Source organism: Lysinibacillus fusiformis, assembly GCF_002845985.1.
Lineage (GTDB): Bacteria > Bacillota > Bacilli > Bacillales_A > Planococcaceae > Lysinibacillus > Lysinibacillus fusiformis_D.
On record NZ_PDFK01000001.1, the window covers coordinates 56,663 to 69,485 of the forward strand.

Annotated in this window: 11 protein-coding genes; 2 read left to right on the top strand and 9 right to left on the bottom strand. The window is 39.4% G+C overall.

The genetic code is table 11. The features are described from left to right. Positions 1-111 precede the first annotated feature (111 nt). The 7 genes from CRI88_RS00430 to CRI88_RS00460 form a co-directional block, all read right to left on the bottom strand. Positions 112-426, bottom strand: a complete 315-nt coding sequence (locus tag CRI88_RS00430; RefSeq protein WP_036118455.1) for a YpoC family protein — start codon at positions 424-426, stop codon at positions 112-114. Then, a complete protein-coding gene (nth, locus tag CRI88_RS00435) occupies positions 423-1,085 on the bottom strand; it encodes an endonuclease III (protein ID WP_036118459.1) in 663 nt (220 codons plus the stop codon). The genes CRI88_RS00430 and nth overlap by 4 nt, the downstream gene beginning before the upstream one ends. A gap of 13 nt (positions 1,086-1,098) precedes the next feature. Next, complete coding sequence (locus CRI88_RS00440; RefSeq protein WP_089933190.1) at positions 1,099-1,830, bottom strand: DnaD domain-containing protein; 732 nt, start codon at positions 1,828-1,830, stop codon at positions 1,099-1,101. A 76-nt stretch (positions 1,831-1,906) separates the two neighbouring features. Next, complete coding sequence (gene asnS, locus CRI88_RS00445; protein WP_036118465.1) at positions 1,907-3,202, bottom strand: asparagine--tRNA ligase; 1,296 nt, start codon at positions 3,200-3,202, stop codon at positions 1,907-1,909. Between the two features lie 28 nt (positions 3,203-3,230). Further along, the gene (locus CRI88_RS00450) at positions 3,231-4,424 is read right to left on the bottom strand and encodes a pyridoxal phosphate-dependent aminotransferase (RefSeq protein WP_036118468.1); all 1,194 of its coding nucleotides are present in this window, start codon (positions 4,422-4,424) and stop codon (positions 3,231-3,233) included. A 16-nt stretch (positions 4,425-4,440) separates the two neighbouring features. Beyond that, positions 4,441-4,923, bottom strand: coding sequence for a cell wall elongation regulator TseB-like domain-containing protein (locus tag CRI88_RS00455; protein ID WP_036118471.1), 483 nt, complete (start codon positions 4,921-4,923; stop codon positions 4,441-4,443). Positions 4,924-5,197: 274 nt separating this feature from the next. Further along, positions 5,198-6,622 (bottom strand): tetratricopeptide repeat-containing diguanylate cyclase, encoded by a 1,425-nt coding sequence (locus tag CRI88_RS00460; RefSeq protein ID WP_101966310.1) that lies wholly within the window; start codon positions 6,620-6,622, stop codon positions 5,198-5,200. A 312-nt stretch (positions 6,623-6,934) separates the two neighbouring features. Here CRI88_RS00460 and CRI88_RS00465 point away from each other — a divergent pair, with 312 nt between their 5' ends. Beyond that, positions 6,935-8,770 (top strand): multicopper oxidase family protein, encoded by a 1,836-nt coding sequence (locus CRI88_RS00465; protein ID WP_036118480.1) that lies wholly within the window; start codon positions 6,935-6,937, stop codon positions 8,768-8,770. 52 nt (positions 8,771-8,822) lie between these two features. Here the strand turns inward: CRI88_RS00465 and CRI88_RS00470 are convergent, their stop codons facing one another. Both CRI88_RS00470 and CRI88_RS00475 read right to left on the bottom strand, forming a co-directional pair. Continuing rightward, positions 8,823-10,073 (bottom strand): MFS transporter, encoded by a 1,251-nt coding sequence (locus tag CRI88_RS00470; RefSeq protein WP_101966311.1) that lies wholly within the window; start codon positions 10,071-10,073, stop codon positions 8,823-8,825. 198 nt (positions 10,074-10,271) lie between these two features. Next, the gene (locus CRI88_RS00475) at positions 10,272-11,150 is read right to left on the bottom strand and encodes a LysR family transcriptional regulator (protein WP_089933196.1); all 879 of its coding nucleotides are present in this window, start codon (positions 11,148-11,150) and stop codon (positions 10,272-10,274) included. A gap of 125 nt (positions 11,151-11,275) precedes the next feature. Here CRI88_RS00475 and CRI88_RS00480 point away from each other — a divergent pair, with 125 nt between their 5' ends. After that, on the top strand, positions 11,276-12,460 hold the full coding sequence (locus CRI88_RS00480; RefSeq protein ID WP_058845079.1) for an MFS transporter: 1,185 nt from the start codon (positions 11,276-11,278) through the stop codon (positions 12,458-12,460). Positions 12,461-12,823 lie beyond the last annotated feature (363 nt).

Here is a 12,823-nt window from a genome sequence, read left to right on the forward strand (position 1 = left end):
CATCACTTTGCTCATTCTATCCGTTACTTTTGGCTTTCTATCCATCACTTTGCTCATTCTATCCGCTACTTTTGACTTTCTATCCACCGCATCTTGGTGCTCTATCGACTCCTAGCTTTTGCTAGCTTGAATTCGCAATCGAGCTGTGCGCTTTTTGGTTTCTTTGAATAATTCATCTAGCTGACGGTAGCATGCGTATTGGCCTGGCTTGGCTTTAATAAAGGAAAGTCTTTCAACACCATTGATCGGTAGCACCTCATCGCCTGCTGCCTGTACAAGTTGTTCAAATAGCTCGATGGCTTGTTCCATTAGCCCTTTAGCTGTACCGTTTCTCGCATCGTGGGCTGTATGGATCGCTGCTTGCAAGGTTGACCATTGAGCAAACCATGCATCTACTTTATCTTTTGCGATAGCCTCATTGTTCACGCTTCCTTCACCAAGCCTTTCTTTAAGCGTTTTTGACCTTCACGACAATCAGCGAGTAAAGGGCAGGCATGACACCCAGGATTTTGTGCCTTGCAATGATAACGTCCAAAGAAAATTAACTGGTGATGTGTTTTCGACCATTTGTCCATAGGTGTTTTTTTCATAATCGTTTCTTCTACTTCAAGCACCGAATCTTTCCATCGACAGAGCCCTAGCCGTTTTGAAACTCGCTCCACATGCGTATCCACTGCAAGTGCTGGAATATCAAAGGCAACGGAAAGCACGACATTGGCTGTTTTTCGCCCTACGCCTGGTAATGTCACAAGTGCTTCACGTGTTGCAGGTATTTCACCACCATACTCAGTGAGCAATCGTTGACATAATGCCTGAATGTTCTTTGCCTTATTACGATAAAGACCGATAGAACGAATATCCTGCTGTAACTCCTCTAAGGATACCGCTAAATAATCTTCTGGCGTTTTATATTTTTGAAATAATGTTTTCGTTACTTTATTGACTAGTACATCTGTACATTGTGCGGATAATAATGTAGCAATCGTCAGCTCAAAGGCATTGTCATGCACGAGCTCACAATGTGCATCTGGAAACATTCGATCCATCTCTTCTAGACAATGCTCCCACTGTTTTTTTGTTAACAAACCAGATGCCCCCCTATTCTCTTTCCTCTAACCAATTATAAAATGGTACTTTATTCGTTGGTTGCGTTGTTTCTTGTTGAGCTGTCCGCCCTGGTGCTCTGTTAAATGTCTGTTTCTCACGGAACTGCTCGCTTTGCTTTTGTGCGGCTTGTGGTGTCGTAATATTTTTCTTTTTCCACTCTAATAAAATGCGATCAATATAACGAATACTCAGTTTCCCAGCAAAGACAGCCTCCTTTAGTGCTTCCTTAATGAGCGCTGGACTATGCTTGTCCTCATCAAGCCAACATCCTATTTTTTCAAGCTCTAAAGGAGATAAAAGACGCCCCATTTCCTCTTCAAATAGACGGAATAGCTCGCCTTCTTCTTGTCGAAGTGTCACTGCCGTTTTTTGCTGCTCTTTCATATCCATCATCTGCACAATGCGCTCCCATAGTGGGTACACGGAATATTTTTCATATAGCTTGCCTCCCGCATCAACATCGCGTGAAATTTCAAGAAAACCTTTTTGCATTAAGCGTTGTAAACGTGATGTGATGTCATGGTCAGACATTGTGAGGCGATTTTTGAGATCATTAGGTGTTGGGAAATCATTCCCTTCCATATGAAAGGCTAATAAGTGCATGACAATGAGTGCCTCTTCATCTTCCATATTTAACTCCTTATAAAACTGAAAAAAAAGCTGAGGAATGTGAATCATTCTCTGCTCAGTCCATGTACGGAGTCGATGATTATTTACGTTCATGTTTCTCCAGACTCCTTCTTTAGTAAGTAGAAAAGCCGCGTAGATATTTCACTACGCGACTTTTAAATTGATTAGCTTATGGATATAAGCGGTTCAGTAAACGTGGGAATGGAATCGTTTCACGGATATGCTCTGTGCCAGAAATCCATGCTACAGTTCGCTCTAATCCAAGACCAAAGCCTGAATGTGGGACAGAACCATGTTTGCGAAGCTCTAAATACCATGCATAAGCATCTAATGATAGATTATGCTCTTCCAAACGTGATTTTAATAATTCATAGTCATGAATACGCTCAGAACCACCAATAATTTCACCGTAACCCTCTGGTGCGATTAAATCAGCACATAAGACAACATCATCACGCTCTGGATGTGGTTGCATATAGAATGGTTTAATGCCTACTGGGTAACAAGTAATAAATACTGGTTTGTCAAATGAATTCGCAATAGCTGTTTCATGTGGCGCACCAAAATCATCGCCCCATTCGATATCGTCGAAGCCTTGTTCATGTAAAAGCTTGATCGCATCATCATACGAAATACGAGGGAATGGCGCTTTGATGTTTTCAAGTGTCGATGTATCACGGCCAAGTCGCTCTAATTCTAATTTGCAGTTTGCCAGTACGGATTGTACGATGTGCGCTACATATTGCTCTTGTACTTCTAAGTTTTCTTCAAATTCTACAAATGCCATCTCAGGCTCAATCATCCAAAACTCGATTAGGTGACGACGTGTTTTAGATTTTTCAGCACGGAAAGTTGGACCGAATGAGAATACTTTTCCTAACGCCATTGCAGCCGCTTCCATGTAAAGCTGACCAGATTGAGATAGATAAGCATCTTCATCAAAATATTTTGTATGGAATAGCTCTGAAGTACCTTCAGGTGCAGATCCTGTTAAAATTGGTGGGTCCATTTTTGTAAAACCATTATTGTTGAAAAATTCATATGTGGCACGAATAATTTCGTTACGGATTTTCATTATGGCATGCTGTTTACGAGAGCGTAGCCATAAATGACGGTTATCCATTAAAAATTCAGGACCATGTTCTTTTGGTGTAATTGGGAAATCTGTTGCTGCATGTAGTACCTCAATACCTGTTACAGCAAGCTCACAGCCAAAGCTTGAGCGTTCGTCAGCTTTCACTTCGCCCGTAACGTACATAGACGTTTCTTGCGTCATTCCTTTTGCCGTAGCAAAAATTGCTTCGCCTACTTCTTCTTTCACGACAACGCCCTGTACAAAGCCAGAACCATCACGTAGCTGTAAGAACGCGATTTTTCCGCTTGAACGTTTGTTAGCTAACCAAACGCCAATTTTGACTGTTTCACCGATATGCTGTGGCATATCTTTAATCATAATTTTTTTCATAGAAATCCTCCAAAGTCGACTAGAGGGATTAGTCTTGCCATTTTGATTTTACAAATGCATCAATACGACGGACTGCCTCTTCTAATAATTCTAAAGATGTAGCATAGGATAATCGCATTGTAGTTGGTGCACCAAAGCCAGAGCCTGGAATCACTGCTACGTTTGCTTCTGTTAAAATATCCGCAGCGAATGTATCTACTGAATCATAGCCAGTGTGAGCCATAGCTTCTGCTACGTCTGGTAATAAGTAGAATGCACCCTGTGGTTTTAAGACATGGAAGCCAGGAATTGCACTTAACTGTGGATAAATTTTTTCAAGACGAGATTCAAATGCTTGACGCATTTCTTCTACTGCGTCCTGAGGGCCATTATACGCCTCCACAGTTGCATATTGTGCTGTTGTTGTCGCATTTGATGTTGAATGTGATGCAAGGTCAGTCATTGCTTTAACAATGTCTGCGTCACCTGCAGCATACCCAATACGCCAGCCTGTCATAGAGTGAGATTTTGCCACACCATTTACAACGATTGTACGTGCTTTCACTGCATCAGAAAGTTGTGCAATTGAAAAATGCTCAATACCATTGTATACAAGCTTTTCATAAATTTCATCTGACACGATTAAAATATCTTTTTCTTCTGCAACAGCTGCAAGCTCTGCTAGCTCCTCACGAGAATAAATCATGCCTGATGGGTTGCTAGGTGAATTGATAATAACAGCTTTCGTTTTATCTGTCACAGCTGCTCTTAGTTGATCCGCTGTAATTTTATAGCTTTGTTCACGTGTACCTTCAACATATACAGGTACGCCACCAGCTAATTTCACTTGTTCTGGATAAGACACCCAATAAGGAATTGGAATGATAACCTCATCGCCCTCGTTTAAAATAACTTGGAATAGCGTATATAAAATATGCTTTGCCCCTACGCCGACAATGACTTCATTTGATTGATAGGCAAGATTATTATCGCGTTGAAGCTTATCAATAATAGCTTTTTTCAAAACTGGAAGTCCGCCAGCAGGTGTATATTTTGTTAATCCTTTTTCCATTGAATCAATGGCTGCATTTAAAATATTTTGAGGTGTGTTAAAGTCTGGTTCACCAGCCCCAAGACCAATAACATCAATACCTTGCTCTTTCAATGCTTTTGCTTTCGCAGTAATAGCTAATGTTGAAGATGGTGTTAAAGTTTTTACACGTGTTGCTAATAAATTTTTCATCCGGGATCTACTCCTCTTATAAATTCGTAATGCGCTTCCACCAGTCGCCATCCTTAAACATGATATAGACATAGTTGAGCTGATCATGGTTGTTTAGATAGGTAATCTCCCAAACAGCGCCAGGTTCCTCATAACCTAATTTCATGTGGAGGACTTTTTGTACATTTCCTTCATTTTTAAAAACCGATAATGCTTGCTTTTCCGTAATACCATCTTCTAATAACACTTCCTGAATGGAATCCTCATCTAGATTCGTTGGAACAAAGACAGCTTTTTTATCACCGTATTCGTCTACCCCGAACACAGTAACATACGAATGTTTGCCATTATATGTGTAGGACTCCGAGACAATTGCGAGGGCTTTGGCATCGAGTGCCAACTGTTCAGCCTTCTCTTCAATTGAACGGAACGGAGCCTCGGCTTTCCAGAGTACTAAAATGCTAATGACAAGTGACAATGAAACAATAAAGACAGAAATGAAAATTAACCAGTTTTTCATCTATTCACCTTATGTTTCCTATCGAGCTGTTTTGGCATAACACATAGCTGAAGCTTGTGTATGTCTATCACTGTATAACCATTCATTTTGCTTTCCATTTTGTCAACCTGCTTTCTTTCCTCATACCACAACATTATACAACAATTTTGTACTGTCGTGTTTCCTAATTTCATATATTGTACGTTGCTAGAATAACGTTTTCAAATGATTGGTATAGCAAATTTAATTCCATTGAAAAATTCCTATTCAACCAAGTAAATAGGAATGCGTAAATTTATGATAGTTCGCACAGAACATAGCTGGCACGGCCATTATCTTTCGCTTCGTACAAACAGCTATCTGCTCGCTCAAATAACTCTTTATACTGATAATTTTGCTGATTGTTGACACAAGCACCCATACTCACCTTTAACGGATAGCTTTGATGCTCTTGTTCTAGCTTTAAAGTGAGTAAATAAGCATGCGTGTTGTTGACAAGTGTTTTGATATAGTCCTTTTGTTGATGCTTGATACAAAGGATAAATTCATCTCCGCCATACCGAATAATTTTCACATCTTCCTTATGTAAAAAGTTCTTCAAGCCCTTGGCTAAAAGCTGTAAAGCCATATCCCCAAACAGATGACCATGCATATCATTAAACAATTTAAAATGATCAATATCTAGTACCGTAATACACACATATGATTGCGTCATTTCGGCTATGTTTAACCATTCATGTAGCTCATGATCCAAAAAATGACGATTTAACACGCCCGTTAATGGATCATAATGGGCTTTTTTCTCAAGCTTCTCCTTTTGACGCTTAAATTCCAAATTCATGACTTGCTGTAGTAAATTCGCAACACTCATTTTTTCTGTAAGATCAATATATTCACGCTGTACATCAAAAATTTCATCCCGCCAATTCAATTGATACAATACATCTAACAGTAAACGCATGACTTTTTTCGTTGTCGGTTTATCCCCGTAGGATTTAGCAAGCTCTACAGCCTTTTTATAATAGGGGACGGCTTCTTCAAGCTTTTGCTGCTTTTCATATAAAAAGCCATAGCCAAACAACGCAGCTACTTTTTCGCGTTTATGCTGATGAATAATGTCAGAGGATAACGTGCTGTCCAGCAAGGCCTTCCCCGTTTTAAAATCCCCTTCTAAAATATAAACATCTGCTAAATTATTATTAATACGAATATCATGTAATTTTGCAAGATCGGGCATTGTCTTAGATAAGGACTGATTATATGTTCTAGCTAAAAGCCCTGCTTGAAGTGCTTCCTTCGTACAGCCCTTCTCCACCTCTAAATAACATAAATTATTATGACACCGAACAAGCATGATGGCGTTCTGCAACTCTTGTGCATAGGCGATCGATTTCTTCGTCATCTCTACTGTTTTTTCACGTATGCCTACCAAGTCATAGATTAAAGACATGATTAAATGATAATGCATTAAATCTTTGCTAGAACCATATTTTTGACAAATCGCTTCATAATCATGCATAAGACTGACCATGCTTAATGTGTCACCTAAAGAATGGTGAACTAGTATTTTTTGATAGTACAAATCCAATACATATGCATAATTTTTGCTCTCTAATGCGACTAAAAGACCTTGATCCGCTAGTTTTAGTGCTTCCGTTAAAAACCCCTTCGTGCGCATTTCCATAATCGTTTTATTTAACTCTTCTAATGTTAATTTCACCGTTTCACCACTTCTCCAAGCCCTATACACTTTGTGCTTTCTCAATTATAAGGTATATTTATTCACTCCGTCCGCCCTTTTCATTAGATAACCAACTATTTCCTGCATTTCAAAATCTCTTACTAGGTCCAACCATCTTTTTCTTGCGCTACACCTTCAAAATGAATCATCGCTTTCCATTCATAGTTGTCGTTAAATTTTTATGCCTTCACACACTTTTCTCCATCATTGTCCCCGTTACCTATTGTTTTTACCCATATGATGAAATAATTAGCCATTTTAAGTATTGAAAAAGGACGTGATGTTGTGAGTATGCAAATTAACCCTTCTGATCCAGCAACTATTCCAAAATTTGTAGATGAACTTCCAAAACCAATGACAGCTAAACCCAAATATAGTAGAGGGCAACAAAAAAATGATTATTACGAATTAGTCATGATGGAAGGCGAGCACCGTTTTCATAAGCATTTCCCCAAAACATACATTTGGGGCTATAACGGGCTTTATCCAGGACCAACCATTGAAGCTACTAAAGACAAAAGCATTTATGTGAAATATAAAAATCAGCTACCCTTACAGCACTTTTTGCCCGTAGATTTTACACTTCATGCCGCCAACGATTCTCAAGAGGTAAGAACCGTCACTCACTTACATGGCGCCAATGTGGATTGGGAGAGTGATGGTCATCCAGAAGCATGGTACACAAGAGACTATCGGCATACTGGGCCAAAATTTAATAAGGAAATACATGAATATACAAATCATCAGCCTGGCACTACCATGTGGTATCATGACCATGCAATGGCCTTAACACGTTTAAATGTCTATGCAGGATTAGCAGGCTTTTATTTACTGAGAGATGCACTTGAGGAACGCGCTAATTTACCATGCGGTGACTACGAATATCCGGTTTTAATACAAGATAAATCCTTTAATGAGGATGGCTCGTTGTTTTATCCTGATGAACCACCATTTCCAGTCCCCGTTCACCCCTCTATTACACCTGGTTTTGTTGGTAATACAATCGTAGTGAACGGAAAATTATGGCCTTACTTAGATGTAGAGCCACGTAAATATAGATTTCGTTTTCTTAATGGTTCCAATCGGAGGGGCTATGTTATCAGCCTGTCAAATGGTCAGCCAATGTTTCAAATTGGTACAGATGGCGGTTTCTTATCCGCCCCCCAACTGATCCAATCTGTCGAGTTGCTGCCAGCAGAACGTACAGATGTGATTATCGATTTTTCAAACTGTGCGGGACAGGAAATCACCTTAATCAATGCGGATACAGATTTCAGTAATGAACACACAAATGTCATTATGCAATTTAGAGTCACAGTACCTTTAAAATGTGAGGATACAAGTGATATTCCTGAAAGGCTAGCCGTTACGATGGATCTCCATACACACCATGCACATATTGAAAGACAACTGCCCTTGACAGCTACAACTGATGAATTTGGACGCCCCATGTTATTATTAAATGACCGTATGTACCATGACCCAGCAACAGAAAAACCATCTTTAGATAGTGTGGAAATATGGAATTTTATTAATGCTACACCTTTTCTTCACCCTATTCACTTACATCTCATTCAATTTAAAATTTTGGAGCGAAGACCCTTTAATCTGGAACTTTATCAAAATGAAGGCATTATAGAATTCACAGGGCCACCTGAGGAGCCACGTGACTATGAGCGAGGCTGGAAGGATACAGTGAAAGCTGATGCAGGTAAGGTAACGAAAATTATTATGCATTGGAAAGATCATATTGGTCATTATATGTGGCATTGTCACTTCCTTGAGCACGAGGACCATGATATGATGCGGCCAATCCTCGTCATGAAAGACGTCCATGCAGTCCAGCAGCCACATGCTGCCATCGAACATCCAGCACAACATCAAGAAGCGACTGCTACAACAAATCCTACTGAAACTACCAGTACTACACATCATAACGAGTCTCCAGCACCGCTATTAAACGCCATAGCACAGGAGGAAGAGAGTGCGGCTCCTACGAGTGAAAAGGAATCGCTGGCTGTCCATGTAGGCAATAATGCACAGTTTAGGCCACCACTTCTCTTCCCATTCTTGCCTACGCAGGCTCCTACTAACAGGCAGAGGCGTCATAGAGCGAGAAGATTTTAAGCTTTACAAAGAAAACTACCATTAAAAAGGTGGTTTTCTTTGTTATAACAAATCATTTAGTCTCAAATCGCCATACTCTGTTCGTTATGAACGCTAACAATAGTACACATACAGCTATCATGAGAACAGGTATATAAATCCTACCTTGAAAGACCTCGAACAACATACCATACCCTATTTGCCCAAGTGGAGCCATACATTGTGATACTGCCATCATAATTGCCATGACCTTCCCTAATTTATCATTTGGTGTTTGCTTTTGGACAAGGGTCATCACGTAAATGGAAATGATCGTCATCATCATCGCAATCACAACGGCACACCCAATAAAGATGCCGTATGAAGGATAATAGCCTACTAGTAACATTCGAGGCAACACAGCCATCGCCATAGGAATGACTAATAATGCCGACAGCAACACCCAAATGTAGAGGTTGTGAATACGAAGCTTTTGTGCAAAATAGCCCATCGTTAATGCTCCTAAAATGGTTGCCAAATCAATGATACCCATACCTATTCCATATAATGCATCACTACTTTCCATTGTGACGCGAAGGATAATCGGCACGCCCACAACAAAAAGCGGTGTCAATAATAAATTCAATAAAGCAGCTAGTAGCGTGCATTTTAAAATAAATGTTTGCTTCACCACATAGGTAAAACCTTCTTTCATATCCTTCATTAATATTTGCACCAAATGCCCATCGTAGTCTCGCTTTATAAAGGGAATCGTCATAAACATTTCTACAATAGCTGTAAAGAAGAATAAAAAACCACTTACAATGACCAGCATTTTTAGGCCGAGCACACCATATAAAATTCCCCCTAGTACAGGTGCAGTCACACCTGCCAAAGCCTGCACTCCGTTGACAATGCCATTGGCTTGTTCTAGTTTCTGTTCACTAACCAATATAGGGATACTAGCCATTACGGCTGGTGTATACATTGCACTGACAAGTGATAACAGCACCATAACAAACCCTATCGATAACACGGAATGATTGTCTGTCAGTAACACGAAAAAGAAAATAAAGACAATAGCACTACTGATAAAATCAAATAGGACCATTAAATTACGTCGATTGAATCGATCTGCTATAGCACCACCAAATGGCGTAAGTAAAATAGGTAGGCATGAAATAGCAAAAAGCAAAGCGAAAAGATCTGCGCGTCCTGTCATATCTAACACAAAAAGTGACAAAGCAAATCTTAAAAGTGCAGAGCCCAAAATAGAAATAATTTGCCCAACTACCATTATAAAAAAATCTTTCGAATAGCCCTTTTCTGTTATTGTTATTTCCATTTAATGACCACCTCTTCAATTTATTAGACCGACTGTCGGTCATTATTTGTGTAAAAAAAGTGTAGGCACAAGTGAAACTTTACACGCTTCATATCTTGCCCTACATAAATTAGACTGACTGTCGGTTTATAAATAGTATATGTAATCTCACCAAAAAAAGGAACTTTATTTGGCAATTTATCTTCTTAACTGTTTGCTTCAAGCCTTGAAATATTCTTTAATTTGTTTAATAAATGCTGTTGTTGCTTGGCTGACATAGCGATCTACTCGGTAAATGATAGACAAGCTACGGCTAGGTGCTCCATCTGAAATACGTATACTACACAAAGTAGGATCATTTATTTGTTGGATTAGATGGTATGGTTGCACTGTCGCACCAATATTGGCACGGACAAGATTCATAATCGACGTGACAGAGCTTGTTTCAAGAATAGAATGAAGCTGAAAACCATGTTTTTTTACAGCCTCCTCTACAATCTCTCTGCCAAAGAAGCCTTCTGGATACATCACCATAGGCAGGCCTTTCAATTCAGCAATGGTGATAGCGGTTTGATTCGCCAATGGGTGCTCCTGTGAAACGGTCAGCACATACTCCTCTCTACGTAAAGGAATGATTACCAAACGATCATCTGGCTCCACATTCGTCCCAATGCCAATATCCACTTCATTTTCAAGAACCTGCCGCATAATATCAATAGAAGCCAGTATCATCAGTTTTACTTTCGGAAATTTTTGATGAAAGTCAATGACAAGCTGTGTAATCCGATAATCTAAATCAGATGGCATAATGCCAACACTTATTTGTCCTCTTTGCAGCTCCTGTAAATCATTGATAGCATCTTTAACATTTTGTAATGTTGTGAGCATTTCCGTAGCATAGCTAAATAATAGAGAGCCAGCCTCTGTTACAACAATCTTTTTTCCAATCCGATCAAACAATGGCATACCTAACTCGTCCTCAAGCACGCGTATTTGCTGACTTAATGTTGGCTGAGAAATGCCAAGTTTCTCAGCAGCTTTTGTAAAATGTAACTCCTCACAGACTGCCATAAAATAGTGTAAATGACGTATTTCCACACCGATCACACCCAATCATAGTTTTTATCTATTATTGTAATAGTAATAATAGTATTGTTCAATCATCTTGGTTGGTATAGACTTCAATTTGAACTTACTATGAATTGTATCGGAGTTGAAATAACATGAATGCAAAGCAAACAATTATACCCATTATCGCTATTATTTTAGCTTCATTTAATTTACGTCCTGTGATTACTTCGGTCTCACCTTTGTTAGGCATCATCCGCGAATCTTTACATATGAGTGCGGCTACTGCAAGTTTATTAACATCTTTAGCTGTGCTATGTATGGGCTTGTTTGCTCCTTTTGCGATACAACTAGCCAATCGTTGGAGCATTGAGAGAGCCATTGCTTACTCCCTTATTCTTATTGGACTAGCAACAGCTGCAAGATTTTTTGCTTATTCTGCCTGGGTGATGCTAGTTACGGCTTTTTTATCAGGCATTGGTATTGCTATAGCGGGTCCTTTATTATCGGGCTATATTAAGGAGAAGTTTTCGAATCCGTCTCGTGTAATCGGTCTTTACTCGTTAGCACTTGTTGTAGGCGCTGGACTTGGTTCAGGGCTTTCCATCCCATTGAGCAATCTCTTTCATTCATGGCAAGCTTCTGCCGCTTCATGGGCTATACTTGCCCTGATTGCTTTAGTCTTTTGGTGGAAACCAGTCGAACAAAAATCAGGCGCTGCTAAACCATCTAGTACTGGTATAAATGTGAAGCACATGCTAACGAATCAAAAGGCTTGGCTTTTAACAGGCTTTTTTGGTTTAATGGCCTTCATGTTTTATACCATAATGGCTTGGTTACCACCAATCGCTGAAAATATGGGCTACAGCAAACACGATGCTGGCATGATGCTGACACTATTAACCGTCGCCCAAATGCCTGCCACGTTTTTAGTGCCTATCTTAAATAATCGTTTTCAGCATCGAGCTGTATGGCTAATCAGCAGTTCATCATTAGAATTAATTGGGTTATTGATGCTACTGTTTTCTTATAATCCTTGGTTAAGTAGTATGTTGATTGGCATTGGTGCAGGTGGGCTATTCTCATTAGGATTAACATTACCTATCGATGAGGCCAAGGATATGAGCGAGGCAAGCTTCCTGGCAGCCATGACACAATCAGTTGGTTTCGTATTCGCTGCCCTGGGTCCATTTTTTGTTGGTCTAGTACGAGACTTCACAGGCAATTTTTCAGTTGCGATTATTGGCATGATTATCATCGTTCTAGCTATGGTCCTGATTCAACTAAAAATTGGCAATCAGAATCAACCTCATATCCATATGAAAAAGACGACTTCCTAGCAAGGTAGGTCGTCTTTTTATTTTTGAATCGTTTGTTGGCCTTCATTAAATGGGTACCTCTGCAATTCATATTGCATCTACATAAATATGAAAATTAGCGAAACCGCCAAGGAAATGTTGATTTATCGTATCGAATAGATTAAAGAAATTTTATAAACTGATTTAAAAAGCTATGAGGAACTTTTACAAATTCAACTAAAGCTTAGAACCTATCGCTTGCTTGGGAAGTCTTGCTACCATGATGAATGCGCAGACTAATAGCAAAAGATGATGGTGACATCACCTTTTTTAATGACGATTCATTTCATATTCAGTTCATAATCGCATGCTATAGTAAAGCCATAGAAACGAAAAACATTGTTT